This is a genomic window from Rhizobium sp. CNPSo 3670, assembly GCF_057784555.1.
In genome coordinates this window covers 83,241-109,669 of the sequence record NZ_JBXSOL010000013.1, presented here as the reverse complement: position 1 = coordinate 109,669, position 26,429 = coordinate 83,241, and the positions used below count along the sequence as shown (strand labels likewise).

At 62.1% G+C, this 26,429-nt stretch carries 28 protein-coding genes and 3 pseudogenes; 16 read left to right on the top strand and 15 right to left on the bottom strand.

The features are described 5' to 3' along the window. Positions 1 to 126: 126 nt before the first annotated feature. Positions 127 to 684 (top strand): DUF2087 domain-containing protein, encoded by a 558-nt coding sequence (locus AC13QO_RS15805; RefSeq protein ID WP_488541178.1) that lies wholly within the window; start codon positions 127 to 129, stop codon positions 682 to 684. A 51-nt stretch (positions 685 to 735) separates the two neighbouring features. Here AC13QO_RS15805 and AC13QO_RS15800 read toward each other — a convergent pair whose 3' ends face one another. Beyond that, entirely contained in the window at positions 736 to 930 is a 195-nt protein-coding gene (locus tag AC13QO_RS15800) for a hypothetical protein (RefSeq protein ID WP_488541177.1), read from the bottom strand. Positions 931 to 1,063: 133 nt separating this feature from the next. Between AC13QO_RS15800 and AC13QO_RS15795 the strand changes: the two genes are divergently transcribed. From AC13QO_RS15795 to AC13QO_RS15775, 5 genes are all read left to right on the top strand, one after another. Then, positions 1,064 to 2,065 (top strand): ABC transporter ATP-binding protein, encoded by a 1,002-nt coding sequence (locus tag AC13QO_RS15795; protein ID WP_488541176.1) that lies wholly within the window; start codon positions 1,064 to 1,066, stop codon positions 2,063 to 2,065. Between the two features lie 43 nt (positions 2,066 to 2,108). After that, positions 2,109 to 2,909 (top strand): ABC transporter permease, encoded by an 801-nt coding sequence (locus AC13QO_RS15790; protein WP_488541175.1) that lies wholly within the window; start codon positions 2,109 to 2,111, stop codon positions 2,907 to 2,909. Positions 2,910 to 2,911: 2 nt separating this feature from the next. Then, the gene (locus AC13QO_RS15785) at positions 2,912 to 3,715 is read left to right on the top strand and encodes an ABC transporter permease (protein ID WP_488541174.1); all 804 of its coding nucleotides are present in this window, start codon (positions 2,912 to 2,914) and stop codon (positions 3,713 to 3,715) included. 83 nt (positions 3,716 to 3,798) lie between these two features. Next, positions 3,799 to 4,053, top strand: a complete 255-nt coding sequence (locus tag AC13QO_RS15780) for a type II toxin-antitoxin system Phd/YefM family antitoxin (RefSeq protein ID WP_488541173.1) — start codon at positions 3,799 to 3,801, stop codon at positions 4,051 to 4,053. Beyond that, the gene (locus AC13QO_RS15775; RefSeq protein WP_488541172.1) at positions 4,053 to 4,460 is read left to right on the top strand and encodes a PIN domain-containing protein; all 408 of its coding nucleotides are present in this window, start codon (positions 4,053 to 4,055) and stop codon (positions 4,458 to 4,460) included. Before AC13QO_RS15780 ends, AC13QO_RS15775 begins: the two co-directional genes overlap by 1 nt. Positions 4,461 to 4,520: 60 nt before the next feature. Here the strand turns inward: AC13QO_RS15775 and AC13QO_RS15770 are convergent, their stop codons facing one another. Both AC13QO_RS15770 and AC13QO_RS15765 read right to left on the bottom strand, forming a co-directional pair. Next, complete coding sequence (locus tag AC13QO_RS15770) at positions 4,521 to 5,141, bottom strand: glutathione S-transferase family protein (RefSeq protein WP_285192988.1); 621 nt, start codon at positions 5,139 to 5,141, stop codon at positions 4,521 to 4,523. A 275-nt stretch (positions 5,142 to 5,416) separates the two neighbouring features. Continuing rightward, positions 5,417 to 5,773 (bottom strand): DUF4406 domain-containing protein, encoded by a 357-nt coding sequence (locus tag AC13QO_RS15765; RefSeq protein WP_488541171.1) that lies wholly within the window; start codon positions 5,771 to 5,773, stop codon positions 5,417 to 5,419. Positions 5,774 to 5,913: 140 nt separating this feature from the next. Between AC13QO_RS15765 and AC13QO_RS15760 the strand changes: the two genes are divergently transcribed. Further along, positions 5,914 to 6,669 carry a DeoR/GlpR family DNA-binding transcription regulator gene (locus AC13QO_RS15760; protein WP_488541170.1) on the top strand — a complete coding sequence of 252 codons (756 nt, stop codon included), beginning with the start codon at positions 5,914 to 5,916 and terminating at the stop codon, positions 6,667 to 6,669. 59 nt (positions 6,670 to 6,728) lie between these two features. On the opposite strand, the gene AC13QO_RS15755 is transcribed toward AC13QO_RS15760, so the two are convergent. Further along, the gene (locus tag AC13QO_RS15755; RefSeq protein ID WP_488541169.1) at positions 6,729 to 7,736 is read right to left on the bottom strand and encodes an asparaginase; all 1,008 of its coding nucleotides are present in this window, start codon (positions 7,734 to 7,736) and stop codon (positions 6,729 to 6,731) included. A 186-nt stretch (positions 7,737 to 7,922) separates the two neighbouring features. On the opposite strand from AC13QO_RS15755, the pseudogene AC13QO_RS15750 reads away from it, so the two are divergent. Beyond that, positions 7,923 to 8,393, top strand: a pseudogene (locus tag AC13QO_RS15750) (MFS transporter); the annotation flags it as partial. Positions 8,394 to 8,395: 2 nt separating this feature from the next. Here the strand turns inward: AC13QO_RS15750 and AC13QO_RS15745 are convergent. The 6 genes and pseudogenes from AC13QO_RS15745 to AC13QO_RS15720 all read right to left on the bottom strand — a co-directional run. Further along, positions 8,396 to 8,557 (bottom strand): annotated as a pseudogene (locus AC13QO_RS15745) (MarR family transcriptional regulator); the annotation flags it as partial. A 67-nt stretch (positions 8,558 to 8,624) separates the two neighbouring features. Beyond that, positions 8,625 to 9,404 carry a methyltransferase domain-containing protein gene (locus AC13QO_RS15740; RefSeq protein ID WP_488541168.1) on the bottom strand — a complete coding sequence of 260 codons (780 nt, stop codon included), beginning with the start codon at positions 9,402 to 9,404 and terminating at the stop codon, positions 8,625 to 8,627. 161 nt (positions 9,405 to 9,565) lie between these two features. Further along, on the bottom strand, positions 9,566 to 10,561 hold the full coding sequence (locus AC13QO_RS15735) for an NAD(P)H-quinone oxidoreductase (RefSeq protein ID WP_488541167.1): 996 nt from the start codon (positions 10,559 to 10,561) through the stop codon (positions 9,566 to 9,568). 77 nt (positions 10,562 to 10,638) lie between these two features. Further along, a pseudogene (locus AC13QO_RS15730) lies at positions 10,639 to 12,495 on the bottom strand (GGDEF domain-containing protein). A gap of 118 nt (positions 12,496 to 12,613) precedes the next feature. Then, a complete protein-coding gene (locus tag AC13QO_RS15725) occupies positions 12,614 to 12,856 on the bottom strand; it encodes a ribbon-helix-helix domain-containing protein (RefSeq protein ID WP_488541166.1) in 243 nt (80 codons plus the stop codon). 192 nt (positions 12,857 to 13,048) lie between these two features. Then, positions 13,049 to 13,597, bottom strand: coding sequence for an HdeD family acid-resistance protein (locus AC13QO_RS15720; protein ID WP_085777365.1), 549 nt, complete (start codon positions 13,595 to 13,597; stop codon positions 13,049 to 13,051). 138 nt (positions 13,598 to 13,735) lie between these two features. Here AC13QO_RS15720 and betI point away from each other — a divergent pair, with 138 nt between their 5' ends. The 3 genes from betI to betA all read left to right on the top strand — a co-directional run bounded on the left by betI (position 13,736) and on the right by betA (position 17,665). Then, entirely contained in the window at positions 13,736 to 14,332 is a 597-nt protein-coding gene (gene betI / locus AC13QO_RS15715; RefSeq protein ID WP_097601533.1) for a transcriptional regulator BetI, read from the top strand. A 1-nt stretch (position 14,333) separates the two neighbouring features. Next, positions 14,334 to 15,797, top strand: a complete 1,464-nt coding sequence (gene betB / locus AC13QO_RS15710; RefSeq protein WP_488541165.1) for a betaine-aldehyde dehydrogenase — start codon at positions 14,334 to 14,336, stop codon at positions 15,795 to 15,797. A gap of 218 nt (positions 15,798 to 16,015) precedes the next feature. Further along, on the top strand, positions 16,016 to 17,665 hold the full coding sequence (gene betA, locus AC13QO_RS15705; protein WP_488541164.1) for a choline dehydrogenase: 1,650 nt from the start codon (positions 16,016 to 16,018) through the stop codon (positions 17,663 to 17,665). A 31-nt stretch (positions 17,666 to 17,696) separates the two neighbouring features. Here betA and AC13QO_RS15700 read toward each other — a convergent pair whose 3' ends face one another. From AC13QO_RS15700 to AC13QO_RS15690, 3 genes are all read right to left on the bottom strand, one after another. Beyond that, the gene (locus AC13QO_RS15700) at positions 17,697 to 18,167 is read right to left on the bottom strand and encodes a DUF6644 family protein (RefSeq protein ID WP_085777361.1); all 471 of its coding nucleotides are present in this window, start codon (positions 18,165 to 18,167) and stop codon (positions 17,697 to 17,699) included. A gap of 9 nt (positions 18,168 to 18,176) precedes the next feature. Then, positions 18,177 to 18,563 carry a DUF6152 family protein gene (locus AC13QO_RS15695; protein ID WP_488541163.1) on the bottom strand — a complete coding sequence of 129 codons (387 nt, stop codon included), beginning with the start codon at positions 18,561 to 18,563 and terminating at the stop codon, positions 18,177 to 18,179. A gap of 115 nt (positions 18,564 to 18,678) precedes the next feature. Then, complete coding sequence (locus AC13QO_RS15690) at positions 18,679 to 19,125, bottom strand: RrF2 family transcriptional regulator (RefSeq protein WP_085777359.1); 447 nt, start codon at positions 19,123 to 19,125, stop codon at positions 18,679 to 18,681. 421 nt (positions 19,126 to 19,546) lie between these two features. Between AC13QO_RS15690 and AC13QO_RS15685 the strand changes: the two genes are divergently transcribed. The 3 genes from AC13QO_RS15685 (at position 19,547) to cysN (ending at position 22,870) form a co-directional block, all read left to right on the top strand. Next, positions 19,547 to 20,287 (top strand): phosphoadenylyl-sulfate reductase, encoded by a 741-nt coding sequence (locus AC13QO_RS15685; RefSeq protein WP_488541162.1) that lies wholly within the window; start codon positions 19,547 to 19,549, stop codon positions 20,285 to 20,287. 131 nt (positions 20,288 to 20,418) lie between these two features. Continuing rightward, the gene (gene cysD, locus AC13QO_RS15680; protein ID WP_064692172.1) at positions 20,419 to 21,372 is read left to right on the top strand and encodes a sulfate adenylyltransferase subunit CysD; all 954 of its coding nucleotides are present in this window, start codon (positions 20,419 to 20,421) and stop codon (positions 21,370 to 21,372) included. A gap of 1 nt (position 21,373) precedes the next feature. Beyond that, positions 21,374 to 22,870, top strand: coding sequence for a sulfate adenylyltransferase subunit CysN (cysN, locus tag AC13QO_RS15675; RefSeq protein WP_097601520.1), 1,497 nt, complete (start codon positions 21,374 to 21,376; stop codon positions 22,868 to 22,870). 93 nt (positions 22,871 to 22,963) lie between these two features. Here cysN and AC13QO_RS15670 read toward each other — a convergent pair whose 3' ends face one another. Both AC13QO_RS15670 and AC13QO_RS15665 read right to left on the bottom strand, forming a co-directional pair. After that, positions 22,964 to 23,344, bottom strand: coding sequence for a response regulator (locus AC13QO_RS15670; RefSeq protein ID WP_097601519.1), 381 nt, complete (start codon positions 23,342 to 23,344; stop codon positions 22,964 to 22,966). A 6-nt stretch (positions 23,345 to 23,350) separates the two neighbouring features. Continuing rightward, positions 23,351 to 24,328 carry a sensor histidine kinase gene (locus AC13QO_RS15665; RefSeq protein WP_488541161.1) on the bottom strand — a complete coding sequence of 326 codons (978 nt, stop codon included), beginning with the start codon at positions 24,326 to 24,328 and terminating at the stop codon, positions 23,351 to 23,353. Positions 24,329 to 24,654: 326 nt separating this feature from the next. Between AC13QO_RS15665 and AC13QO_RS15660 the strand changes: the two genes are divergently transcribed. Continuing rightward, complete coding sequence (locus AC13QO_RS15660; RefSeq protein ID WP_183703467.1) at positions 24,655 to 25,095, top strand: hypothetical protein; 441 nt, start codon at positions 24,655 to 24,657, stop codon at positions 25,093 to 25,095. Positions 25,096 to 25,385: 290 nt separating this feature from the next. Continuing rightward, positions 25,386 to 26,027, top strand: coding sequence for a peroxiredoxin-like family protein (locus AC13QO_RS15655; RefSeq protein WP_488541160.1), 642 nt, complete (start codon positions 25,386 to 25,388; stop codon positions 26,025 to 26,027). Positions 26,028 to 26,429 lie beyond the last annotated feature (402 nt).

The window sequence follows — 26,429 nt, the reverse complement described above, 5'->3', positions numbered from 1 at the left end:
AGGCATCGCCGTTCTTCGGAACACGCTAAACCTGACAATAACCGAGATATGGACATCGATCCCGTGCCATGTCGGAAGGGCGATCACCGGTAATCCATCCGGAACGGCACGACCAAAGGATAGGTCATGTCCAGAAAACTCATTCCTCTCCAGGTGAGCGATGCGTCCTCATTTGCCAAGTCGCTGCGCCTCCAGCTCTCCGCCCACGAAGGGCTTCCATCTCACCTCCAATTCTTGAACATGCTGGCACGGGCTGCCGGCTACGGCAATTTCCAGAGCCTGCGTGCAAAAGCCGGTCCCGCAGAGAGCGAGGGGCAGCTACCGGCATCGGCGCCTGCCGCCAATGTCGAGATCGACCGGAAGCATATCGATCGCGTTCAGCGCAGCTTCGACGAAGAGCTCCGCCTGGTGCGCTGGCCCTCGCGGCGCATGGATCAGATCACGGCGCTTTGGCTTCTGTGGTCGCAGATTCCCTCGACCACGGAGATGTCCGAGAAGGAGGTCAATGCTCTTCTTCGCGGCAGGCACCTGTTTGGAGATCACGCATTGCTGCGTCGGGAACTCTGCGAGCTCGGACTGATGAGCCGAACGCGCGACGGCAGCGTCTACCGGCGCGTCGAACGGCCGATGCCGATACACGCATCGGCAATCCTCAGTCAGCGTTCCGAACGCCAAGCGAGCTGATGCCAACCTCTGCGGAAGCGCCTGATCGAAGAGAGCCTTTGATCAGGCGCCTCATTCTTCTTGTGTATCATCATCGCCGCCCTGCCTCTTGCGGCGCGGACGGAGATTGCCGAAGCCCATATAGTGATCGGCATCCGAGGTGTTCCATCGGCCTGCGAGGAAGATGATCGCAATGGCCGCGGCAACGATGAGCAAGGCGTGAATCTTGTCCATGCCTTCAATGTAGCGCAGGCGGAGATCGGTCAAGGTCGTGGCGACACCACGCCGAAGTGATCGACGAAACGCAACTTCAGCTTGAACGAATCCCACTTCGCGCTAGCCTGCGTTCTCAAGCCCATCGCCGCCCGAGTCGGCTCGCTTCATATCCAAGGGAATAGACATGCCGGCTTTGATCGAAGCACGGGGCGTCAGCAAGCGCTTCCGGCAGCACAAGAGATTTCCGGGTCTCGTCGGCGCCTTCAAGACGCTGGTGACCAGCGAATATACCGAGGTTCAGGCCGTTTCCGATATCAGCTTCGATATTACGGCCGGCGAGGCCGTCGGCTATCTCGGCCCGAACGGCGCCGGCAAATCGACGATGATCAAGATGATGACCGGCATTCTGGTGCCGAGTTCAGGAACGCTTTCGGTGCTCGGCCGCACGCCGCATCTCTCCCGCATGGATAATGCGCGCGAGATCGGCGTCGTCTTCGGCCAGCGCAGTCAGCTGTGGTGGGATCTGCCGCTGATTGACAGCTTTACCCTGCACCAGCGCATCTATGATATCCCGGCCGCCCGCTATACGAACAATCTGCGCCAGTTCAGCGAACTGCTCGACCTCTCGCCCTTCCTCGACCGGGCGGTGCGCCAGCTCAGCCTCGGCCAGCGCATGCGCGCCGAAATCGTCATGTCGCTGCTGCACGATCCGAAGATTCTGTTTCTCGACGAACCGACGATCGGGCTCGATGTGGTTGCCAAGGATGCGGTGCGGCGCTTTCTCGCCGAGATCAACCGGGAATGCGGCGTCACGATCATCCTCACCACTCATGATCTGCAGGACATCGAGACGATCTGCCCGCGACTGATCATGGTCGATCACTCCAGGCTGATCTTCGACGGCGAATTGCGCAGCCTGCGCGCCTCCCTCGGCTCGGCCCGGCGGCTGACGCTGGAATTTGCCAGCGACCCGGGGTCATTGCGGCTCAGCACGGCGTCGCTCGTCAGCGATGAGGGCCTGCGCAAGGAATATCTGATCAAGCGCGAGGACGTGTCGCTGGTGAGTATCCTTTCGGAGGTCGGCAGCGACCGCGACCTCAAGGATGTAGCGCTGCACGAGCCCGACATCGAAGAGGTCATCCGCACCTTCTACCAGGGTCGCAACACCAGGGCCCGGGCCTCATGAGCACCTATCTCGCCTTCACCCGCAATGCCCAGGCGCCCACACCATGAGCGCTTATCTGGCCTTCACACGCAGCGCCTTCCACGCGCAGCTCGCCTACCGCAACGAGGTCTGGGCCAATATATTCGGCAAGCTGGCGCAGGTCGTCGCCCGCGTGGCCATCTGGCTCGCCGTTTATGCCGGCGTCGGCGCGACCGTGGTCGACGGCGTCTCGCTGCAGCAAATGGTGACCTATGCCCTGCTCGGCGGCGCTGTCATGGGCGCCACCCGCCCGGAAAGGGTCATCGGCGAGATCGGCCGGTCGCTCAAGACAGGCGATATCGCCGTCTGGCTACTGAAGCCGCTCTCCTATCCGCTCTACCTCTTCGCCAATGAATGCGGCAGCTTTTCCTACCGCCTGGCGACGCAGGTGATCCCGACCGTCGCCTTCACCGCCTCGTTTTACGGCATGCTGGCGCCGGCGAGCCTGTTTCACGGTCTGATGTTTATCGCCTTCTGGGCGCTATCTTTCGTGCTGATCTTCCTGATGTCGGCGCTGTTCGGGCTGATCGCCTTCTGGCTGATGACGAGCTTCTCGCTTGACTGGATTCTCGGCGCCCTGCTGCATCTGTTCTCCGGCCTGCTGGTGCCCTTCTGGTTCTTCCCCGAGCCCTTAGCGACGATCGCCCGCCACTTGCCCTTCGCCTGGGTCGTCTATTATCCCAATGCGGTCTATCTCGGCAGGCTTTCCGTCGCCGATACCTGGCTGCATCTCGGCCTCGGTCTCGGCTGGGCCGGACTGTTCCTTATGGGCGTGCTCTGGCTATGGCGCCTGGCCTCGCGCCGCATAACCGTGCAGGGAGGCTGATCGTGCTCTTCCATCACCTCCGCGTCATTCCGCTTCTGGTGCGCATGCATGTGCGCTCACAAATGGAATATCGCGGCGCCTTCTGGCTCGACCGGCTTGCGCAGATCCTTTCCTATGGCAGCGTCTTTGCCACCATCGGCATCCTGCTTGCCCGCTTCCAGACGCTCGGCGGCTGGACCTGGCCGGAGCTGGCGCTGCTCTTCAGCTTCCAGCTGCTCGCCTATTCGCTCGGTGCGGCGATGAGCTTCGTGCAGTTGCGCGATCTCGAAGAACTGGTACGGCTCGGCACCTATGACACGCTGCTCGTCAAGCCGTTCAGCCCCTGGGCCTATCTCGTCTTTTCGGGCCTCAATATCGGCTATGCCGGCCACATCATCCTGGCAGTGCCGCTGCTCTGCTGGGCCGTCCTGTCGGTCGACTTCATCTGCACGGCCCCGTCCCTGGCGTTCCTGCTTGCCGCGATCGCCAGTGCGACGCTGCTCACCGGTGCGATGATCACCATGATCGGCGCGACGGCACTGATGTGGGTACGCTCGAACCACCTGTTCTCGATCTTCTTCGGCTTCTGGGAACTGACGCGTTATCCGCTCAACATCTTTCCCGGCAGCATCCAGCTGACCCTGATCACCGCTGTCCCGCTGGCGCTGACCAGCTCAGTCCCGGTCGGCACGCTGCTCGGCAAACCGATCCCGATCCTCGGCGACTGGGCCGAGCCGGTGGCGCTCGCCGCCGGCCCGGTATGGGTGCTCATCGCCATCGCCCACTGGCGCTACGCCACCGGCAAATACCCGGGCGCCGGCGGCTGATGATCGGCCAGCCGAGAACACCCTCATTGACCTGCCGCCCTTCCGCTCTTATATAGCTAGACAGTCTAGCCAGGAGCAGTTTTATGGAATGGCAATTGCAGGACGCGAAGAACCAGTTCTCGAAAGTGGTGCAGAAGGCGCGAGACGAAGGACCGCAAGTGGTCACCTTGCGCGGTGAGCGCGCGGCTGTCGTATTGTCCGTCGGCGATTACGACGCCCTTCGCGCCGGCAGACCGACCCTGGTTGATGACCTATTGGGCGGTCCTGCCTGGGATGACGAGTTCGCCGATGCAGTCGAAGCGAGGGCCAAGAGCCCTAGCCGCGGCGTGACCTTCTGATGTATCTCGTGGATACAAATATCGTCTCTGAGGCGCGACGCGGCACGCCGCAGGCGGTTTCCTGGCTGCGCTCCGTCGATCCGCTGAGCATCCATCTGAGCGCGTTGACGCTCGGCGAGATCATGCGCGGCATTGCCCTCAAACAGAGGTCGGATCCGAAGGCCGCGACCCACTTAGCCGAGTGGCTGCGCAAGCTGCGCCACGACCATGGCAGCCGTATCCTTCCGGTGACCGATCAGATTGCCGTGGAATGGGGCCGCATCGCAGCAATCCGGCCGCGCGGCGACATTGATGGACTGATCGCTGCGACGGCGATCGTCCACGATCTCATCGTCGTCACCCGCAATGTCGGCGATTTCCGCGACACCGGTGTATCCGTAATCGACCCCTGGCAGACGTCAGCGTGAATGCAGGGGCGGCTACGACCGGCCCCGCATCACAGACGGGTTTTAACATCTCAGGGCGGATCAGCCCCGGTCATAGACCAGCGCCCGCTGGACGGCGGGGCGCTGCAGCATGCGGGCGTGATGGTCGCTGACCTTTGCGAAACGGGCGGGATCGACGCCGTCGGACGGCAGCCAGTCGGTCATGACGAAGAGATAGGGATCGGCAAGCGAATAGGTCTCGCCCATCACCCACGGGCCTTCGAACATCTTCTCTTCGATCAGCGTGAAGCAATCGGCCATATTCTGCGGCACCTTCGCCTTCATCGCCTCGAGCGCCGTCGGCTCGTCGGCCCAGCGGGAGCCGCGCGGGCGGTGGGCATGATTCACATGCACGGTCGAGCAGAGATAGCTGTTGAAGGATTGCAGCCGCGCCATTTCGAAGGCATCGCCGAGCGGCGCGAGCTTGGCGGCCGGGGCGCTTTCAGCGATGAAGCCGAGAATCGCCGGCGTTTCCGTCAGCACGCCGCGCTCGGTAACGAGCGCCGGCACCCGGCCCTTCGGATTGATCTTCAGATAGTCCGGCGAACGCTGCTCGCCGTCGCGGAAGTTGAGCTTTTTTGTTTCAAATGCAAGGCCGGATTCTTCGAGAGCAATCAGGCTTGCGAGCGCGCAGGTTCCGGACGCGTAATATAATGTCAGCATGGTTATCGACTCCCTTTCGGCACGTCTTATAGCGCGGGGATTGGTGCGCCGGAACCGGGGGAGATGGCGGTTGCCTAGGCTTTCGGGAACGGGACAATGAACGGCGTGCCGGGAGGCTGCCCCTCATCCGGCTGCCGCCACCTTCTCCCCGTTCTGACGGGGAGAAGGGGTATGCCGCACCCGCTTCCTCTATCTCAAGGTTGCGTTTGGCACGTCCCCTCCCCGTCAGAACGGGGAGAGGGCTAAGGTGAGGGCGCCCCACGGGACACCCTTACTCACCCGCAGCCCGGCACATCCTCCAGCCGATGCCAGACCGGGATGCCGCGTTCCCTGGCGATGCGAACGTCGTTGTCCGCGCCCTTCGATTCACCCGGCAAGCGCAGCACGCCCTCGCAGAGCTGCAGCAGCCGTCCGGCGACCGGGTGGAAGATCTGCTCGTAGAGCGCATCGCCGACCGATCTGCCGCCGGCAGCGTGCCAGATCGGCAGGGCCACCCATTCGCCGATCATCGGCACATGGCCGGCCTCGAACAAGGCATAAGAGGGTTCTTCCAGCCGCTTCAGGTTGGCGGTCATCTTTTCCGGGTCGTCGCCCGTCCCGGACCGATAAGGCCCGGCAATCAAAATCAACATGATCCACTCCATCGCTCCGCTTCTGTGCGAGCACTCCCGGCCTCATGCACGGGATTTCCTGAAAATGCACGATATTCCTTGAATGTCGAGTCATTTCGTGCAATATCATGCCATCTCGTGAATTTTCGTGCGGAGACACAATGCTGACGACGCAGCGCAAGACCCTGATTCTCGACATATTGCGCCGCGACGGCCAGGTGATCGCCAGGCGTGTCGCCGAGGATTTTTCGCTTTCGGAAGACACGATCCGGCGGGACCTCAGGGAAATGGCGGCGGAGGGACTCTTGAAACGCGTGCATGGCGGTGCGATGCCGCTGGCACCGGAGCTGCCGGATTTCACGGCGCGGCGCAGCGTCTCGTCCGAAATCAAAGCGCGGCTCGGAGCCGCGGCGGCGGCGATGGTCAAGCCGGGGCAGATGATCTTCCTCGACGGCGGCACGACGACCGCGGAAATTGCCAGGCACCTGCCACGCGACATGGCGCTGACGGTCGCCACCCACAGTCCGACGATCGCTGCCGAGCTCGAGCACCATCCCACGGTCGAGGTGATCCTTGCCGGCGGTCGGCTCTACAAACATTCGATGGTGGCGGTGGGGGCCGCGGCGATGGCGGCGATTTCGCAGCTGCGCCCCGATCTCTTCTTCATCGGCGTCACCGCCGCCCACCCCGTGCACGGGCTTTCCACCGGCGATTTCGAGGAAGCGGCGATCAAGCGGCATATCGCCCGCTGCTCGGCCGAAACGCATGTGCTGCTGACGGAGGAGAAGTTCGATCTCGTCTCGCCCTGCCCGGTGCTCGGCATCGCCGAGGTGGCGGGGCTGATCGTGCCGGCCGAGATTCCGGCCGAGCGGCTGAAGCCCTATCGCGATCTCAATGGCACGATCGCTGCAGCGTAATCCTGCGCAGAAAAGTCAGGGGCTCGATGGCATGCGAAAACCGTACGCAGTTTTCCGCATCATGCGGAGAAGACGGTGGTCGCGCTGATATCGCCGACATGGATGCCGTTCCAATTGCGCATCGCGGTTGCGGCAAAGCCCATCAGAGCGGCATGCACCGTCTCTTCCGTCTCGAAGAAGCGGGCGAGTGTGGCCGCCACCATGGCCTCGGCGGCGCGGGTGGCGCCATCCTCGCATTTGAGCGCGATGGCGATGCCCTTTTCCGGGACGGCGGCGCAGAAGACACCCTCGGCGCCCGTCTTGACGAAGATGCGGCCGGGAGCGATCTGCATCAGTTTGGTGCAGGCGCGGCCGGAGCCGGCGACATAGAAGGGCTCGGCCATGCAGGCCTCGATCAGGCGCCGGGATGCTTTTGCGCGCAAGGGCTCCAGACTGGTGCCGGTCGCCATCTTCGCAAAGCCGTGGGCCAAGGCGCGCAAAGGCACGGCATAGGTCGGGATGGAGCAGCCGTCGGTGCCGCAGCTCTCGGCGCCGAGCGCGGCTCCAGTCAGGCTTTCCATCACTGCTCGGATCTCGACCTGCAGCGGGTGCTCGTAGCCGACATAACCCTTTGGGTCGATATCGCGGTGGCAGCAGGCGCAGATGAAACCGGCGTGCTTCCCCGAGCAATTGTTGTGCAGCGCCGTCGGTGCGGCGAGCGTGCGGGCCTGATGGATCAGGACTTTCTGGTTCATCGACCAGTGGGCGCCGCATTCCAGCGCTTCGGCACTGCGGCCGGCACGCGACAGCATCGAGGCGGCAAGCGCCACATGTTCGTCCTCGCCATTATGCGAGGCGCAGGCGAGCGCCAGCTCCTTATCACTGAAGCCATAGGCATCGGCCGCACCGCTCTCGACGAGCGGCAGCGCCTGCATCGCCTTGCAGGCCGAGCGTGGGAAGACGGCGGCGTCGATGTCGCCGAGCGAGAAGACAAGCTTGCCGTCGCCATCGACGACCGCCACCGCGCCACGATGACGGCTTTCGACGAGCAGGCCGCGGGTAACTTCGACGGTGACGGGATTGGTCATGGGCTCTCATCCGAATGCTGGCGGGATGCGGCAGGCATAACGCGTCGGGGCGCGAAAGCCAACGGGGTGGCCTGTTTTGTGGCTGCGCGGGCTCCTGCTGACGGCGGCGCCGACGATGTTTGGCAGAGACTTTCCCTCACATTCCGTCATCCCAGGCCTCGACCAAGCCTCGACCCTGGGATCCATTGCACCTGCTTCTGCCTGTATTTCTTCTTAGCCCCCGGCAACGGCAGCGCCGGCCCTGCTGCCGATCCGGTGGGTTTCCTCGCTTCGCTGAAACGGATCTTCATGCCGAACGTGCTGATCCATGTCGTCATCATGTCGCTGCTCTTCGCGCTGCAGCGGCTCAACGGCATGCTTCTGCCGCTGATCATCACACGTGCGGCGGGCGGAAACGTCGCCGATGTCGGATTCATCGCCGGGCTGACGGCGCTTCTCGAAATGCCGTTCATGATGATGTGGGGCATGGCGCAGCGGCGCTTCCGCACCGCGCATGTGCTCGCCTTCGGCGCGCTCATCTACTGCGCCTATCTGCTGCTGCTCGGATTTGCTTCCGCGCCCTGGCACATCTATGCGCTGCTGCTCGTCAATGCCTGCGGGGCGGCGGCAATCCTCAGCGTCCCGATCACCTATCTGCAGGACCTGATCGCCGACCGGCTGTCGGCCATATAACCTTCGCGGGTGCGGATCGCAGCCAGGCCCTCGGCACGCGCGGCCAGGTCGCCGGCGTTTTCGAGCTCGTGGCGATAGCGCTTCAGCGTCTCGGTCTCGCGGGCGGAGATGACGGTGTCGAGCGCTCCTGCCCCAAGCTGATCGACGAGACAGGTGAAATTGAAAAGGCGCCTCGGCTTCGGGACGCCTTTTCACCACTGAATGATTTCCGGGTTCTCAGGCTACGTTGCGCTCTGGTTCCGGCTCCTGCTGGATGGCCTCCTGCTTGACGCCAAGATAGAGAACGGAGCCGCGGCCGATGCCATAGGTATCGCAGACGTCTGGCGTCAGGAAGTCGGTGACCGGAATCTGCTGGACCGCCAAACCGGCGCGCCGGATCACTTCGATGAAGCCGGACCTTGAGAAGATGCGCACATGGTCGTCCTGGCCGAAATGCGCCCAGCGGCCTTCCGGTGTCGTCACCTCGGGATTTTCATAGGTGTCTTCGATCGACAGGCAGATCGGCGCCATCAGGATAGCCACGCTGTCCTGCTTGAGAACACGCCTGATTTCTGCGGTGGCTCGCACCGGATCGTCGACATGTTCAAGCACATGAGAGCAAAGCACGAAGTCGAAGCTCTCATCGGCATATGGCAGGTTATGGATATCAGCCTTGTCGTCTGCCTCCGGCATGTGCATGTCGCAGCTGCGGTAGAAGACATGCGGGTGGCTCTTGAGCCAGAAGCTCAAGGCCCGGCCCGGCGCAATGTCCAGGAAGCGCACCGCCTTTGCCTGGTCGAGCTGCTGGAACACCGGCGTCAGAAACAGCGCGTAGAGCCTGTCGCGATCGGTCGAATGACAATTGGGGCAGCTATAGGCCTGATGATTGATCGTCTCGAATTCATCGATGCGATAGGGAAAGCCGTGCTCAACCGCCTTGTCGATGTAATAGCGCGGAAGCGGTACGAAATGCGGGATTCTGCTGCGGCAGATGGGGCAGGCGTGGAATAGAGCCATTGTATTCCTCGTAGGGACCGTACAATGCGCAAGCAACGCCACATCATGATGCGCAGTTTCGGGGCCGGGTTTCGATCAGACAACTGTTCAACGACCCCAGAGACTCACAGACAGCCAAGGTCAGCTTCACCTTGCCCACGAATGCTGGCCCGAAGCTGACCTCAAACGGTGAGCGTGACCTTGCCGACATGGCTGCCCTCTTCCAGCAGCCGGTGCGCCTCGACGACATCCTCGAAGGCGAACACCTTGTGAATGACTGGGGCGATCGTGCCCGCTTCGAGCAGCGGCCAGACCTCCGAGAGCAGATCGTCGCGGATGGCTCGTTTTTCCTCGGCCGTGCGCGGGCGCATCGTGGAGCCGGTGACCGTCAAACGCTTGACCATGATCGGCGAGAGATTGACCTTTTCGGCGACGGCCCCGCCCAGGAAGGCGATGATCGACAGGCAGCCGTCCTTTGCCAGCGAGGCGATGTTGCGCTCGAAATAGGCGGCGCCGATCATATCGAGGATGACATCGACGCCGTGACCAGTCTCGGCCTTGATCACCGCGGCGAAATCCTCGTCCCTATAGTTGATGGCGCGTTTGGCGCCGAGCCTTTCGCAGGCCTCGCATTTTTCCTTTGAGCCTGCCGTGGCGTAGACCTCGGCGCCGAAGGCGCGGGCAAGCTGGATCGCCGTCGTGCCGATACCGCTCGTGCCGCCATGGATCAGCACGCTTTCGCCTTCGGTCAGCCCGGCCATCTGGAAGAGATTGGCCCAGACCGTGAAGAAGGTTTCGGGAAGCGCCGCAGCCTTCACGGCGTCGTATCCCCTGGGAAAGGGCAGGATCTGACCTGCCGGCAGCAGGCAATATTCGGCATAGGCGCCGCCATTGGCGAGGCCGCAGACCTTGTCGCCGACGGCATGGCCCCTGACGCCGGGCCCGACGGCGACGATTTCACCGGATAGTTCCAGGCCGAGGATCGGGCTCGCATCCTTGGGCGGGGGATAGCTGCCCTGACGCTGGGCAATATCGGGACGGTTGACGCCGATCGCCTCGGCGCGCACGAGGACCTCGCCTTCGCCGGCCTTCGGCAGCGGACGCTTGCCGATCACCATCACATCAGGCCCGCCGAAGGACTTGAGATCGACGAAACGCATTTCCTGAGGCAGTGACATGGCGCGGCCCTCCTGATCCCGGAGGTTCGGAATAGATCAGCCCGGCCGGCTTGGGAAGGCTAGAAGCGGCAAGGGCGTCAATTCGCCTCGCCCAGGAAATGGAAGGCGAGGCCCTCCTCGCTCTCCTTGGCGGCCGACTTGATGACGGCAATTTCGGCGCTGACGCGATTGATATCGTCGATGACGAGGCCTTCCGGCAGCTCGAGAACGCCGATCGAGCAGCGCATCAGCGGGAACAGGGCCTCGGCGCCGGTGCGGTCGTGGCCGAGGATGCGCCCGGCGGCGCGGTGCTCGTGGGAATAAAGATCGAGCACATCGTCGTGGAAATCGCTGATCAGCCGGTCGAGGATCTCGGTCAGCTCCTCCTTGGTCCAGCCGACGACGCCGATGAAGAAATCGTCGCCGCCGACATGACCGAGGAATGGCGTTCGGCGAAGAAATAGCGGCGCATCAGCGCGGCAAACAGCGAGATCGCGTGGTCACCGAGATGGAAGCCGTAAGCGTCGTTGAAAGGCTTGAAATTGTCGAAGTCGCAATAGCAGAAATGCCGGACCTCATCGCCGTCGCGGCCGGACTGGCGCATGAAATCACGGATGGCGTGGTTGCCCGGCAGGCCAGTCAGAGGGTTCTGGTCCTGGGCAGTCTTCAGCTGTTTCTCATTGATGACCTTGATCAACGATGCGGCGGAAACGACCCCGGCATAACGCATATTGTCGGTCAGGATCAGACAGTTGCTGCCTTCCATATTGGCGAAGATCGCCATCAGCTGCTCGGCATCGGTGTCGAGGCCGACGATCGGCGCCATCTCGACGAAATGCGAAATCGAGCGCTCGTACATCTTGTTCTTCAGGAGATCGCGGCCGAAGGGCTGATAAATATATTCCTTGAGGTGATGCTCATGGATAATGCCGCGCGGCTCGTCATTAGCGTTGAGGACGGGAAAGAAGGCCTGGCGCGGATTGCGGCGGAAAAGTTCGAAGACGCTGTCGATGCTGTCGTTTTCGTAGACCGTCGGCAAGAGCTCGATCTGCTTGCGGATGAGGATTTCGTCGAGCGACTGGCTGCCGCGCTTGCTCTTCCCGAGCTCCTGCAGATGCGGAAAGGATGGGGCCAGCTCCGACATATGCGTCGTCGGCCGGGAAATGAACCAGCCCTGGACGAGATCGACACCATATTCGCGGCAGGCGATGAATTCGGCTTCGGTCTCGATGCCTTCGGCGATGACGCGCGTTCCGAGCACGTGGGCGATGTTGACGATGCTCTTCAGCAGATGGCGCTTGCGCGGGCTGCGGTCGATCTCAGCTACGAAATGGCGGTCAATCTTCAGATAATCCACGGCATGATCGCAAAGCAGTTTCATCTCGCCGTGACCGACGCCGAAATCGTCGATCGCCAGCTTAAAGCCGGCCTTGCGCAGCGTGGAAACCAGGGCGGCGAATTCCGGCACGCTGGTATTATCGAAACGTTCGGAGAATTCGAAACAGATGGAGGACGGCGGAATATTCGCGGTTCGCAAATGTTGCAGGAGGCTCTCGACCAGGCGCTCGCCATCGCGGATCAGCCGGACGTCGAGATTGAGGAACAGGGTCGAGGTGGAGAAATTCGACAACGTCGCGAATTTGGCGAGCGCACGACTGGCGACCATCTGTTCGAGCTGCAGCAGCTGGCCGGTCCGATGCGCCTCGTCGAGAATGTCGGCCGGGGTGTCGTAGCCGATGCGTTCCTGGCCGCGCATAAGGGACTCGTAACCGAAAACCGTACCGGTGCCGGCTTCGACGATCGGCTGGAAGGCGTTCTCGATCACGAGCTTGGCAAGGGTTACCATCTGATCGCTCGCATAACGGCGGAGCATGCCCGGCTCGACGGTGCCAGCCAAAGATATTGCAGTGTTCATTGTGGGCCGATCTCCACTGCGACTTGTTCTTCTTGCTCAGAACCTGCCGCAGAAGGATCAACGAACCCTTTCGCCGTTATGAAAGTTTTGTGAAAGACGCGGATCCCCGCCACGCGTCTCGCGTGAATTCGAATTCCCGAGCGCAATCAGGCGCTTGTTCAGGCGGAGCGACGGCGCTGCGCCTCGTGATCGGCGAACATGTCGGCGACGCATCTGCCGCCGGAGGCGACGCTCTCGTCGTCGAGGAGATCTGCCTTTATTTCGCCGAGCTTGCGGGCGGCATCCCAGAGGCGAAGCGCCTCACGGACGACCTCACTGCTCGAGGCGTAGCCACCCGTATCGACGGCGGCACGGATGCCCGCTGCCTGTTGCGGAGAGAGGGAAACGGTGACCATCGGCATGAACTTCCTCCCTTTTTCTTCAGGCAGAACCCTGCCGTTGGGGGACGCATGACCATTTTCAGCATTCCCGGCGGTTCAAGCCGGCGCCTTGGTGCGTTCGCACATAAACCATCCGGCATACCGGACGGTCCTAATCCCTAAAGTCTAATCCCCCGCCATTCCCTTGTCAAAAAAGAAAAGGTCCATCGCGGTTCAACTGCGCAAGCCAAGGCCAACGGCGATCATCGTCCACCCCTGGACCATCAGGTCGAAGGCTAGAAAAAGGCCAAGGATCCAGAGGCTGTTGACCGGCCAGCCCAGTGCGATGACAAAGCCGGCCAGCGCCGTCATGACGCCGCTTGCAGCGATCCAGCGCCAGCCCTTGAGCGGTCGCATGCGCATCCCGACCCAGAGACGGAATATGCCGGCCACCAACAGCGCAATGGCAAGAAACAGCGTCAAGGCGGCCGAGGTGAAGATGGGATTGACGAAGGCGCAGATACCGGCAAGCACGTAAAGCACGCCGCTCAAAGCCCAGAAGAGCACCTGATCCCAGCGGCGCAACTGAAAAGCGTGGACGAGATAGATGACGCCGCCCGCCAGCATGAGCATGCCGACGTAAAAGACCGAAGCGACGGTCGCCATCAACAGATTGCTAAGGGCGATGAGGCCGCAGATAAGAAGCAGAACCCCGAGGCCGAGGAACCATACCCATTTCGACCGCAGCGAGGATTCCGGCATTTCATTGAAGACGCTGGTCATAGCACACCTCCTGATCATTTGAATATGTTGCCTCAGCTCTTCCGGAAAAGATGTGAGCCAAATCAATTCGCCGAAGATTTTTGTTGATTGATCAGTCAATCAAAAATATCATGGCGGGGTTTTCAGAGGGTTGTCGTTTTGCCGAAAGTCGGAATGGAGCCGGTGCGCCGCAAGGCGCTTGTCGATGCGGCGCTGCGGGTGATCGGCGATCACGGCTCGCTTGCCGTCACCATGTCCGACATCGCCCGCCAGGCCGGCGTCTCGCCTGCCCTCGCCCATCATTATTTCGGCAGCAAGGAGCAATTGCTGATCGAGACGATCCGCTCGCTCCTGAGACAGTTGCGCAGCGATACGGTGGCAGCACTCAAGGCAGCGAAGACGCCGCGCGAACGGCTTTCGGCGGTGATCCGTGTCAGCTTCCACGCCGACCAGTTCGCGCCGGAGACGATTGCCGCCTGGCTTGCCTTTTACGCCGAAGCGCAGCGTTCCGAGGAGACGCGGCGCTTTCTGGTGATCTATGCCAGGCGGCTGCGCTCCAACCTGCTTGCCGATCTAAGGGCGCTGCTGCCGGCCGACGCCGCAGAACGCATCGCCGAGGGCGCAGCGGCGATGATCGACGGGCTCTATATCAGGCAGAGTCTGAAATCGGCACCGATCGGCATCGAAGCCTCGATCGCGCTGACGGAGGATTATCTGAACGCGCTTCTATCCACCACTTCCGCCAAGGACAAATGACATGAAAGCCCAGCCGAAAGCCTCGCACTTCATCGACGGCGAATATGTCGAGGATACCGACGGCACTGTCATCGAGAGCCTCTACCCTGCCACCGGCGAGGTGATCGCCCGGCTGCATGCAGCAACGCCTGCGATCGTCGAGAAGGCGATTGCGGCGGCCAAGCGCGCCCAGCCGGAATGGGCGGCGATGAGCCCGATGGCACGCGGCCGCATCTTGAAGCGCGCGGCTGAGATCATGCGCCAACGCAACCGCGAGCTTTCCGAGCTGGAAACGCTCGATACCGGCAAGCCAATCCAGGAAACGATCGTTGCCGACCCGACCTCGGGCGCTGATGCCTTCGAATTCTTCGGCGGCGTCGCGCCGGCCGGCCTCAACGGCGCCCACATTCCGCTGGGGCAGGATTTTGCCTATACCAAGCGCGTTCCCCTCGGCGTCTGCGTCGGCATCGGCGCCTGGAACTATCCACAGCAAATCGCCTGCTGGAAAGCTGCCCCGGCGCTTGTTTGCGGTAATGCCATGGTGTTCAAGCCCTCCGAAAACACGCCGCTCGGCGCCTTGAAGATTGCCGAAATCCTGCATGAGGCGGGGCTGCCGAAGGGCCTCTTCAACGTCATCCAGGGTGACCGCGACACCGGGCCGCTGCTCGTCAATCATCCCGACGTCGCCAAAGTGTCGCTGACCGGCTCGGTGCCGACCGGACGCAGGGTCGCGGCGGCAGCCGCCGGCAACCTCAAGCACGTCACCATGGAGCTCGGCGGCAAGTCGCCGCTCATCGTCTTCGACGACGCCGACCTCGATTCGGCGGTCGGCGGGGCGATGCTCGGCAATTTCTATTCCACAGGCCAGGTCTGCTCGAACGGCACGCGCGTCTTCGTGCAGAAGGGCATCAAGGCTGAATTCCTCAAGCGGCTGAAGGCGCGCACTGAGGCGATGCTGATCGGTGATCCGTTGGACGAGGCGACGCAGATCGGCCCGATGGTCTCCTGGGCGCAGCGCGAGAAGGTGATCGCCTATATCGAGAAGGGCAAGGCCGAGGGCGCGACGCTTGTTGCCGGGGGCGGCATTCCGAACAATGTCTCGGGCGAAGGCTATTACGTGCAGCCGACCGTCTTTGCCGATGTCACCGACGATATGACCATCGCCCGCGAGGAGATCTTCGGGCCGGTCATGTCGGTGCTCGATTTCGACGGTGAGGAAGAGGTAATCGCACGCGCCAATGCCAGCGAATTCGGCCTCTCCGGCGGCGTCTTCACCGCCGACCTCACCCGCGCCCACCGCGTCGTCGACCGGCTGGAGGCCGGCACGCTGTGGATCAACACCTATAATCTCTGCCCGGTGGAAATCCCCTTCGGCGGCTCGAAACAATCGGGCTTCGGCCGTGAGAATTCTCTGGCGGCGCTGGAGCATTATTCCGAGCTGAAGACGGTTTACGTCGGCATGGGGCCGGTGGCGGCGCCTTATTGAGGAATATTTGCCTCCGCCCCTGCCCCTCACCCTAACCCTCTCCCCGTAAGAACGGGGAGAGGGGACGTGCCAAACGCAGCGTCAAGGTTGAGCGAAGCCGGTGCGGCATATCCCCTTCTCCCCGCGGGCGGGGAGAAGGTGCTGGCAGGCGGATGAGGGGCAGGCTCCAGGAAAAACAAGAAGCAGCCGGATGATGGCAGCTCGAGGGAAACAAATAGATGCAAGCAGATTTCGTCATCATCGGTTCGGGCTCGGCCGGGTCCGCCCTCGCCTACCGTCTCTCCGAAGACGGCAAGAACAGCGTTCTCGTCATCGAGGCCGGCGGCAGCGATTTCGGGCCGTTCATCCAGATGCCGGCAGCCCTTGCCTGGCCGATGAGCATGAAGCGCTACAACTGGGGTTATCTTTCCGAGCCGGAGCCGAACCTCAACAACCGGCGCATCACCGCGCCGCGCGGCAAGGTGATCGGCGGCTCCTCCTCGATCAACGGTATGGTCTATGTGCGCGGCCATGCCGAAGACTTTAACCGCTGGGAGGAACTTGGCGCCAGCGGCTGGGCCTATGCCGACGTTCTCCCCTATTTCAAGCGCATGGAACATTCGCATGGCGGCGAGGATGGCTGGCGCGGCACGGACGGGCCGCTGCACGTGCAGCGCGGCGGCTTCACCAATCCGCTCTTCCGGGCCTTCGTCGAGGCCGGCAAACAGGCGGGCTTCGAGACGACGGAGGATTACAACGGCAGCAAGCAGGAAGGCTTCGGCCTGATGGAGCAGACCATCTTTGCCGGCCGCCGCTGGTCTGCCGCCAACGCCTATCTGAAGCCGGCGCTGAAGCGCCACAATGTCGGGATCGTCTATGGCCTGGCGAGCAAGATCGTCATCGAGAACGGGCGGGCGACCGGCGTGGAGATCGAACGCGGCGGCAGGACAGAGGTGGTGAAGGCCAACCGCGAGGTGATCGTCTCCGCCTCCTCCTTCAATTCGCCGAAGCTCCTGATGCTGTCCGGCATCGGCCCGGGCGAGCATCTGAAGGAAATGGGCATCGAGGTGAAGGCCGACCGTCCTGGTGTCGGCGCCAACCTGCAGGACCATATGGAATTCTATTTCCAGCAGGTCAGCACCAAGCCCGTGTCGCTCTATTCCTGGCTGCCCTGGTTCTGGCAGGGAGTGGCGGGCGCGCAATGGCTGCTCTCCAAGGGTGGGCTCGGCGCTTCCAACCAGTTCGAGGCCTGCGCCTTCCTGCGCTCGGCACCCGGGCTGAAGCAGCCGGATATCCAATATCACTTCCTGCCGGTGGCGATCAGCTATGACGGCAAGGCGGCGGCCAAGAGCCACGGCTTCCAGGTGCATGTCGGCTACAATCTGTCGAAATCGCGCGGCAGCGTGACGCTGCGCTCACCCGATCCCAAGGCCGATCCGGTGCTGCGCTTCAACTATATGAGCCATCCGGAGGACTGGGAGAAATTCCGCCACTGCGTGCGTCTGACCCGCGAGATCTTCGGGCAGAAGGCCTTCGACACCTATCGCGGCCCGGAGATCCAGCCGGGCGAAGGGGTGCAGAGCGACGATGAGATCGATGCCTTCCTGCGCGAACATCTGGAAAGCGCCTATCACCCCTGCGGCACCTGCAAGATGGGCGCCAAGGACGATCCGATGGCGGTGGTCGATCCGCAGACGCGGGTGATCGGCGTCGACGGCTTGCGGGTCGCCGACAGCTCGATCTTCCCGCACGTCACCTACGGCAACCTGAACGGCCCGTCGATCATGACCGGCGAGAAGGCGGCAGACCACATCCTAGGCAAGCAGCCGCTGGCGCGCTCAAACCAGGAGCCGTGGGTCAACCCACGGGCGGCGATCAGCGATCGATAGTCAGTGGTGGTCTTCTTCAGGAGCGATCGCATCAGAGAAATCCAATCCAGCGCCCTGCCACGAGGGCGGCAATCCATGTTGCCGCTGACAGAGCCGCTGAAACTCTGACGGCAGGGCTCAGAATGCCGGCCGTGATTGCAGTTCGCCAGCCCTGCCCCGCATGCACGGCGAGCACATTGAGCAACGCGAAGGCAATCAGTCCGACTTTGGCGAGGAAAGCGGGATTGGCGGCATATTCGACCGCTCGCACGCTGAAGAGGCAGAAGCCGGTCAGAAGAGCCGCGGCGAGGCCGATGCCGGCAGCGCGCGAGAGGAACGGGGCGAGGATTTCCACCGGCACCTTTTGGAACAAGCCGCCGAGTCTGAGATCAAGCGGCAGAATCGCGCCGACGAGCAGGCCGATCGACAGGATATGGGCGGCGTTGACGAACATATAGAGCAACGCTGAGCGGCGGAGCGCGACCGCAAGCGCCGTGGCCGACAGCCATTCGAGAGCGTCCATATCGGCCGGTCAGTTCGTCCGGATGCGATCGGGATAGATATCGTAGCGCTTCTCGCCGATGGTGATGCGCACCGCCTTCATCCGCTTTTCCTTCGGGTCCTGCGAACGGTTGCCGAGCGCGATCACCTGGTCGCCCGGCTTTGCGACCCCCTCGACGAATCCGGAGCGTTCGGTCTGGCGCGGATTGCCGAGTTCGACCCGCCAGACGCCGTTATCGGCGGTGGCGACATCAAGGGTGGGATGCGGCCCGCCCATCGATATTTTCTCGATCGTGCCGCGAAGCTCGATCTGATCAGCCTCGGCCCACGACCAGCCGTGATGGGCGGCAGCGCTCGTCGCAAGGGCAGCCGACAGACCGACGGCAGCCAGGAGACGCTTTGTCGGAAATGCAAACATTGGATCTTCTCCTACCCGAATGAACAGGCAGGTGGTGCACCGCAGCGGCGAGAAAAGGCATTTCACCAAATGTTGAAGCAGAAGCCTCCCGCCGGCTTCCTCAAACCCAGGAGGCTCAGGCGAGCAGGCGGGTGATTTCGGCGCCTTGCCTCGGCTCGACGGCATCGGCGATGGTCGTCGAGAACAGTACCTTGCGCGTGGCGTCGGCCACCTTGGCGAAGACGTGGCGGATTTCGCAGTTCTGCTCGCCGTCGCAATCGTCGCACCGGCGGTAGGCGGTGATCGACAGGCACGGAAGGGGTGCGATCGGACCGTCGATGATGCGCAGGATTTCGCCGAAGGTGATGGTGTGGGCGGGCTTGAGCAGGAGATAGCCACCCTGCTTGCCCCGGCGGCTGACGACGATGCCGTGATGTTTGAGGTCGAGCAGGATCTGTTCGAGGAACTTCTTCGGGATCTTCTGCTGCGCGGCGATATCGGAAATCATAACGGGTTCGTCGGCACCGGCATCCGCCAGAACCGTCAGCGCCCGCAGCGCATATTTCGCCTTTTGCGTAATCATCTCAGACCGTCAACACACACAGGCGGCGCGCATCCCGCGCCGCTTCACACGTATATTCGTCTCTATGGCACAACCAGCATGAACGGAATTTGAACGCGCCGGCAGAACGCCTTGAGGGACAAGCATTTTTGGCCTTGTTTTTCACGCTTGGCCAAGCCCTCGCAAACTACGCCAAATCAGGGCCTTCCGCACCTTTTTCAGCATCACTTCAGATTTCGGATTGACAGGCTGCGTGTAACTCTACTAATTTTATAGACATTCAAGCTGCCAGTGCCGATTTCCATCCGCGGGCGGCTGCTTTTCTGCATCGCGGCAGCTTCGGAGAGATATTTGCTCCGGTGGCCGCAGCTTTCGAAATCCCTTTTTCTGTCCGATCCAGGCTTGAACTGCGATACTCCGGTCAACTAAGGACAGGATTCTCATGACTGCTATCAATCCGAATGCAGAAGCCGAGGCGCTGAACGACAAGCTGGCAGGCCTCGACCTTGCCGGACGTCTGTCGCTGGTGGCAAGCCTTGGCGGTCGCGTGGTGTTCACCACCTCGCTCGGGATCGAGGACCAGGTGATCACCGCCGAAATCGGCACGCACCGCCTGCCGATCGACATTGCGACGCTGGAAACCGGCCGCCTGTTTGCCGAGACGCTTGATCTGATTATCGAGACGGAAGCCCAGTACGACATCCATATCCAGCGCTTCGGGCCTGAGAAGGCCGATATCGACGCCTATGCTGCGCAATACGGCCTCAATGGTTTCTACGACAGCGTCGAGGCCAGGCATGCCTGTTGCGGCGTGCGCAAGCTGAAACCGCTTGCGCGTGCGCTCGAAGGGGCGACGATCTGGATCACCGGTCTGCGCCGCGGGCAATCGGCCAACCGCGCCGAGACGCCCTTTGCCGAATATGACGCCGAACGGCACCTCCTGAAGGTCAATCCGCTGGCCGATTGGGACATCGAGGCGATCAAGGCCTTCGTTTCCGAAAACGGCGTGCCGGTCAATCCGCTGCATGCGCGCGGCTACCCCTCGATCGGCTGCGAGCCCTGCACGAGGGCGATCAAGCCCGGCGAGCCGGAACGCGCCGGCCGCTGGTGGTGGGAGCAGGACGAGAAGCGCGAATGCGGCCTGCATGTCGCCGAAGAGGCCGCGGCGATCGCCGCACAATAACCATCTTCACGGCTTTTCGGATCAGGGCGCGGCGATCGCCGCAGCCTGGGGGGAAGCGAGCTTCGCCGGGAAGAGCCACAATCGAGAAAAGCTTGCGGTCAGCCGCAAGGACCGACAGTCTGGAGTAAGACATGCCCGATAGCCGTCCGGATACGGAACTCAGCAATCCCCAGAGCGCCAAGGCGCCGCTCGACCCGCATCTGAAGGCGCTGGAAAACGAATCCATCCACATCTTCCGCGAAGTCGCAGCCGAATTCGAGCGTCCCGTCATGCTCTATTCGATCGGCAAGGATTCCTCGGTGCTGCTGCACCTGGCGCGCAAGGCTTTCTATCCCGGCCGCGTGCCCTTCCCGCTCTTACATGTGAACACCGGCTGGAAGTTCCGCGAGATGATCGCCTTCCGCGACGAGACCGCGAAGAAGTACGATCTCGATCTCATCGAGCATATCAATCCGCGAGGCGCGGCCGAAAACATCACGCCCTTCACTCACGGCTCGGCGGCCTTCACCGACATCATGAAGACCGAAAGCCTGCGCCAGGCGCTCGATGCCGGCCAGTTCGACGCCGCTTTCGGCGGCGCCCGGCGCGACGAGGAGGCAAGCCGCGCCAAGGAGCGCATCTATTCCTTCCGCACTCCGGACCATCGCTGGGATCCGCGCAACCAGCGACCGGAACTCTGGAACATCTACAACGGCATGATCCGCAAGGGCGAGAGCGTGCGCGCCTTCCCGCTGTCGAACTGGACCGAGGTCGATATCTGGCGCTACATCCAGGCCGAGGACATCCCGCTCGTGCCGCTCTACTACGCCCGCAAGCGCAAGTTCGTCGAGCGCGACGGCATGATCATCCTTGCCGAGGATCCGCGCCTCGAGCTGCTGCCCGGCGAAGTGCGCCAGGAGGGCATGATCCGCTTCCGCACGCTCGGCGACTTCCCGCTGACCGGCGCCATCCGTTCCGAGGCGAGCACGCTCGAAGAGGTGATCGCCGAACTCGAAATCGCAACGGTGTCCGAACGTCAGGGCCGCGCCATCGACCGCGACCAGTCCGGCTCCATGGAAAAGAAGAAGCGTGAAGGATATTTCTGAGATGACCGCAGCCAACACCGCCGTCTCGGCCGCAACCGTCGCCAGCCTGCCCGCAGCCGAGCCGCAGAAGGCTCAACGCGACTCGCGCCCGCTGCGCCTGATTACCTGCGGCAGCGTCGATGACGGCAAGTCGACCCTGATCGGCCGCCTGCTCTGGGACACCAAGGCCGTCAAGGAAGACCAGGCCGCCACGCTGCAGCGCGATTCCACCGGTAAGCAGAACGACCTCGGCCTGCCCGACTTCGCGCTCTTGCTCGACGGCTTGCAGGCCGAACGCGAACAGGGCATCACCATCGATGTCGCCTATCGCTATTTCTCGACCGACAAGCGCTCCTTCATCGTCGCCGACACGCCCGGTCACGAGCAATATACCCGCAACATGGCGACCGGCGCATCGACGGCCGATCTCGCCATCCTGCTCGTCGATGCGCGTCTCGGCATCCTCGAACAGACGCGCCGCCACGCGACGATCGCCTCGCTGCTCGGCATCAGGCAGTTCGTGCTTGCCGTCAACAAGATCGACCTGACGGGCTATGACCGCGCCGGCTTCGAGAAGATCAGCCACGAATTCCGCGAATTCGCTCTGTCGCTCGGCGTCAAGCAGATCACCGCCATTCCGATGTCGGCGCTGAAGGGCGAAAATGTCGTCTATTCCGGCCAGGGCGCCATGCCCTGGTACACTGGCCCGACGCTGGTGGAGACGTTGGAGCTTGCCACCGTGCGCTCGTCGCAGACGGTCGGCTTCCGCCTGTCGGTGCAGCGTGTGTCGCGTCCGGGCGAAAGCTTCCGCGGCTATCAGGGCACGGTTGCCGGCGGCTCGGTCAAACCGGGCGACAGCGTCATGATCCTGCCGTCGGGCATGGTCGCCAACGTCTCCAAGATCGTCACCTTCGATCTCGTGCGCAACGCCGCCGTTGCCGGCGACGCGATAACGCTGGTGCTCGACCGCCAGGTCGACGTGGCACGCGGCGACATGATCGTTTCGATCGACGCCCAGCCGCAGGTCGGCCTGGCCTTCGACGCGCAGATCGTCGCGCTGCAGCCCGAAGGCATCGAGCCCGGCAAACGCTACTGGCTGAAGAGCGGCAGCCGCCGCCAGCGCGTCCAGGTGCAGCCGCTCAGCCAGCTCGAATTGAAGACCGGCACCTGGAACCCCGCCCAGCGGCTCTACATGAACGCCATCGGCAAGGTCCGGCTTGCCTTTGACGAAGCGGCGATCTTCGATCCTTACGAGCAGAACCGCCAGTCCGGCTCCTTCATCCTGATCGATCCGGAGACCAACAACACGGTCGCCGGCGGCATGGTGACCGGCAAACGCACCGAACTCGGCGGCCTGCACAATGGCGAAGCCCGCGTCATCCTCTCGCTGCCGGCCGACTTGGCCGAGCAGATTATGGCCAGCGAACTCTTCGCCAGCCGCAGCCATGAGGCCGAGGTCCGGCGGATGACGGCAGCCGAGGCGGCCGAGTTGTGGTCGAGCGCCGCAAGCGATATTTGATCATGGATCAAGGGGCCAGCCAGACTGGCCTCTTTTCCAACACGCGGACTCCCCAAGCAGACCTCCGCTGAGAGGTTGCAGCCCTGAGAACAGTCACTTGACCGCCCTGCGAACGGTTTCGATGAGAAGACCGAAATCAGTGGGCTTTTCCAGGATGACCGCGCCCGCGAGGACTGGGTCAGATGCAAGTTCATGGGCAGGACTTGCTGTCGCCAGAACGATCGGGACATTCAACTGGCGAAGCTTCGCAGCTACCGCGGTCACTCTTGCCTCGCCGAGATGAACGTCAAGGACAGCAACGTCAGGTCGATCCTGCTCCAGCAGATCGAGAGCGCGCTCGTTCGATGACACCGGGCCAAGCACCTGCAATCCGGCAGCGGTCAGTTTACGTCGGAGTTCATCGGCGATGAAGAACTCGTCCTCGACGACGAGGACCTTGGTCGCGCCTGCCCTCGTGTCGACAATATCGCTCACATGACCTCACATCGGGAATTTGATCGTCGCAGTGAAACCACTGGGAGGATAGTTAAGTTCCACGCTTCCACCCATATGGGCGGCGAGGCCTTCGATTAGTTCGGTCCCGTAGCCCTGGCGTACAGACTCATGAATAGGCGGCCCTGCTTCCTCGCGCCACTGGCATACGAGCCACGTCCGGTCCCGCGGCCCGGCTTCCATTTCCCACGTCACCCGTATCTTTCCGCCGGGCACCGAGGCAGCACCATGCTTCAACGCGTTCGTGCCGAGCTCGTGCAGGATCATGCTGACCGGGAGAACCTTTGAACTTCCAAATTCTACGGACGGTCCAGAGCATTCGAGCCGTTCCCAAACCGTCGCACCGACCGCGCCTCGCAGCAATGCTTCGAACTCAGTGAGCCCGCCAATGGCAGCAACTTCCTGAGCTCGAAAGGTGATATCGAGCCTTCCAAGCAGCGCTTCCTTGAAGCTTGCCACAGCCGGATCGTCGGTCCTGGTGTTGTTCACGACCGACTGAACGACGGCCGACAGGTTCCTCAGCCGATGCCGCATCTCGGCCACGATGAAGTCCATCTCGGCATCGTGGCGCCGGCGCTCCGTCACGTCGTCGAAGATGACCAGGATGTTGGGACTGTTGTTATCCGGATGAACGAGGCGGCGGGCATCGACAAGGAATGTACGCTGGCCGATCGTCGTGAATTCATGCTTCACTTCGAAGCCAATGACGGCGGCCGCCCGTGGGATCACCGAGGCTATGAGCTGCCGAAGCTCCGGAATATCCCATTGCCCATTTCCAAGCCGGAAGAAGTTCTGCGAGAGGATGTCGTCCCGCTCGACTTCGAAAGTCTTGATGAACGCATTGTTTGCGGTCGTGACACAGAAATTCTGATCCAGCACGACAACGGGCTGGGTCATCGTGTCGACGATGCCCTGGGCCTGTACGTGCCCGGTCTTCATCAGGCGATACAAATCTTCCAGCAACATCGATGGCATTCCCTCCTCACCGTACGCTTAACGAGCCGACAATATGAAGGCCCCCACAGCCCCTGCGTCTAAAGTAATCTTTTCTGCATGGCTGGCAATGTCCGCCAGGTGGCGGCCCGGTCAAGCCCCGTGACAGCGTCATGGGCGGCCACCGGCTGCCCTGCCACCGAGACTATGTTTGCCATCCGTTGGCCGCTTTCTCCCGGTCGGATTCTGGCCGCGTGCTTGGAACTAATGACGGGCGAGACTGTTTCAGCTGTGACTTTGGCATGACGTTGACACGCCCTTCTGGCTGGGTAAGCCTCGATTTTGAGGAGACTTGCATCATGAAGAATTCCTCCACAATTCGTTCAGTCGCGGCTGCGGTTATCGCGGCGGCGGGAGTAAGCTTCGCCGGCTCCGCGCATGCCGACAGCGGTACGATCAGCTTCTCGGTCTACAAGGCTGCCTTCTTTGTGGGTGGCACTGGAGGCGAAGGCACGCTGACCTTCCATGGTCGCCGCTATCCCATCACTGTCGGCGGCATCTCGGGTGGCCTCGCCTTCGGGGCTTCTAAGACCAATTTTCATGGTACCGTTCGCCATATCCGCCGCGCTCAAGATGTGACGGGGGTCTACGGTGCGGCGGGTGGTGGCGGCGCTGTCGGAAAAGGTGCCCAGATGATCGTCATGACCAATGAGAAGGGCGCCCAACTCGAACTCTCGGGCAAGCAGGTAGGCCTGCAAGTCAACGCCGATCTCAGCGGTATTGCCATCACGGTAAAGTAAGGGCCGTCCCGAAGTGGTCGCGATGCGCAGAGTTGCTAGAGGCTTGCGGCCGGTCAGTGTGCGATAATTCACAGATTGGCCGCTAAAAAATCAGTGTTTGCAGAAAACGGACTTTTTCAATTCACGATTCGCTGTTTACCGCTTGCCCGCGGGCTCATGCGAGCACATTCTTATAATTGGATCCTGGCGGTGCGGTAAGACGAGAGGTCAGGCCTGCAACGCTCAATTTCGACCTCGCAGTACTTCACGTGGCGCCTTTGCTCGACTGATCCCGAGCGAGGAGGTTATCCATGTCCACGCCCTATGTCGACCACCCGCTACAACCGGGCGACCGGGTCCCGAACGTTGAGTTTGATGCCATCTCGCACGAGGGGAAAATCGCACTTGATGATTTTCGTGGCCGCAGCCCGTTGTTGATCGGTTTGTTTCGAGGCCTGCATTGCCCGTTCTGCCGGCGCCACGTCGCCGCCATGTCATATCTCAACCCGGTACTGCGTGAGAAAGGCGTCCAATCCCTGGCTGTTGTAAACACCCCGGTCGAACGCGCGCGACTCTATTTCCGTTACCATCCGATACCCGATCTTCTTGCTGCTTCCGACCCGGTACGGGCTTCGCACCAAGCCTTCGGCTTGCGCGAGGTCGGGATCGATACGCTCATGGCGATACGGATCGATCTTCCGGGCGAGTTGCCCGAGCCTATGGGCGTGAGGGCAATGGACGAATTTCTCAACGAGAAGGAAGGATATCAAATGACGGAAGCCGATCAGCAGATGATGACCGCCGACCATGGGCAGCTTGTCGGTCAGTTCCTCATCGACCGGGAGGGCATCGTACGGTGGAGCTTCACTGAAGCTCTGGAGCCCGGGCTACAAACATTCAAGGCACCGAATTCCCAGGAATTGATGTCGGTAGCTTCTCAAGTCGCACCTTGAGAGGAAAACTCGCTCGACGCCCACCGCCCGGGTGGTGAGTTCCGGAACTGCTGCGACCTTTTGCGGTAGAACACTCCGCATCACGCGGATATATAGATCATGCTGCGTTGGCTTTTTAGCGGTACCCGATGCCCAATTCTCCCGATTCCTCAGGTGAAAGCGTTAGCAGCTCGATCTCGGGTCGCAATCAGACAGCAGATCCGGCGGCGCAAGCGGCCTCGGATCCACCAGACATTACCAAAGTCGACGACCCGCAACCGCCCGACGGATCCTTCGGCCAAACCAGACAGGCCGCGAGCAATCTATTCCGGGCGCTGCGTCACGATTTGCGGGCAAGCGCCGCCTTGGCGAAGAGCAGGACGGCCGCTTCGGTTTTGAGGCGGAAGCTCAGGAGGTCGATGC

What these genes read in the sequence shown, in the direction of transcription:
- AC13QO_RS15805 (WP_488541178.1), top strand. Translation starts at nt 127, where the DNA reads ATGTCCAGAAAACTCATTCCTCTCCAGGTGAGCGATGCGTCCTCATTT.
- AC13QO_RS15795 (WP_488541176.1), top strand. Translation starts at nt 1,064, where the DNA reads ATGCCGGCTTTGATCGAAGCACGGGGCGTCAGCAAGCGCTTCCGGCAG.
- AC13QO_RS15790 (WP_488541175.1), top strand. Translation starts at nt 2,109, where the DNA reads ATGAGCGCTTATCTGGCCTTCACACGCAGCGCCTTCCACGCGCAGCTC.
- AC13QO_RS15780 (WP_488541173.1), top strand. Translation starts at nt 3,799, where the DNA reads ATGGAATGGCAATTGCAGGACGCGAAGAACCAGTTCTCGAAAGTGGTG.
- AC13QO_RS15775 (WP_488541172.1), top strand. Translation starts at nt 4,053, where the DNA reads ATGTATCTCGTGGATACAAATATCGTCTCTGAGGCGCGACGCGGCACG.
- AC13QO_RS15770 (WP_285192988.1), bottom strand. Translation starts at nt 5,141, where the DNA reads ATGCTGACATTATATTACGCGTCCGGAACCTGCGCGCTCGCAAGCCTG.
- AC13QO_RS15765 (WP_488541171.1), bottom strand. Translation starts at nt 5,773, where the DNA reads ATGTTGATTTTGATTGCCGGGCCTTATCGGTCCGGGACGGGCGACGAC.
- AC13QO_RS15760 (WP_488541170.1), top strand. Translation starts at nt 5,914, where the DNA reads ATGCTGACGACGCAGCGCAAGACCCTGATTCTCGACATATTGCGCCGC.
- AC13QO_RS15755 (WP_488541169.1), bottom strand. Translation starts at nt 7,736, where the DNA reads ATGACCAATCCCGTCACCGTCGAAGTTACCCGCGGCCTGCTCGTCGAA.
- AC13QO_RS15740 (WP_488541168.1), bottom strand. Translation starts at nt 9,404, where the DNA reads ATGGCTCTATTCCACGCCTGCCCCATCTGCCGCAGCAGAATCCCGCAT.
- AC13QO_RS15735 (WP_488541167.1), bottom strand. Translation starts at nt 10,561, where the DNA reads ATGTCACTGCCTCAGGAAATGCGTTTCGTCGATCTCAAGTCCTTCGGC.
- AC13QO_RS15725 (WP_488541166.1), bottom strand. Translation starts at nt 12,856, where the DNA reads ATGCCGATGGTCACCGTTTCCCTCTCTCCGCAACAGGCAGCGGGCATC.
- AC13QO_RS15720 (WP_085777365.1), bottom strand. Translation starts at nt 13,597, where the DNA reads ATGACCAGCGTCTTCAATGAAATGCCGGAATCCTCGCTGCGGTCGAAA.
- betB (WP_488541165.1), top strand. Translation starts at nt 14,334, where the DNA reads ATGAAAGCCCAGCCGAAAGCCTCGCACTTCATCGACGGCGAATATGTC.
- betA (WP_488541164.1), top strand. Translation starts at nt 16,016, where the DNA reads ATGCAAGCAGATTTCGTCATCATCGGTTCGGGCTCGGCCGGGTCCGCC.
- AC13QO_RS15700 (WP_085777361.1), bottom strand. Translation starts at nt 18,167, where the DNA reads ATGGACGCTCTCGAATGGCTGTCGGCCACGGCGCTTGCGGTCGCGCTC.
- AC13QO_RS15695 (WP_488541163.1), bottom strand. Translation starts at nt 18,563, where the DNA reads ATGTTTGCATTTCCGACAAAGCGTCTCCTGGCTGCCGTCGGTCTGTCG.
- AC13QO_RS15690 (WP_085777359.1), bottom strand. Translation starts at nt 19,125, where the DNA reads ATGATTACGCAAAAGGCGAAATATGCGCTGCGGGCGCTGACGGTTCTG.
- AC13QO_RS15685 (WP_488541162.1), top strand. Translation starts at nt 19,547, where the DNA reads ATGACTGCTATCAATCCGAATGCAGAAGCCGAGGCGCTGAACGACAAG.
- cysD (WP_064692172.1), top strand. Translation starts at nt 20,419, where the DNA reads ATGCCCGATAGCCGTCCGGATACGGAACTCAGCAATCCCCAGAGCGCC.
- cysN (WP_097601520.1), top strand. Translation starts at nt 21,374, where the DNA reads ATGACCGCAGCCAACACCGCCGTCTCGGCCGCAACCGTCGCCAGCCTG.
- AC13QO_RS15665 (WP_488541161.1), bottom strand. Translation starts at nt 24,328, where the DNA reads ATGTTGCTGGAAGATTTGTATCGCCTGATGAAGACCGGGCACGTACAG.
- AC13QO_RS15660 (WP_183703467.1), top strand. Translation starts at nt 24,655, where the DNA reads ATGAAGAATTCCTCCACAATTCGTTCAGTCGCGGCTGCGGTTATCGCG.
- AC13QO_RS15655 (WP_488541160.1), top strand. Translation starts at nt 25,386, where the DNA reads ATGTCCACGCCCTATGTCGACCACCCGCTACAACCGGGCGACCGGGTC.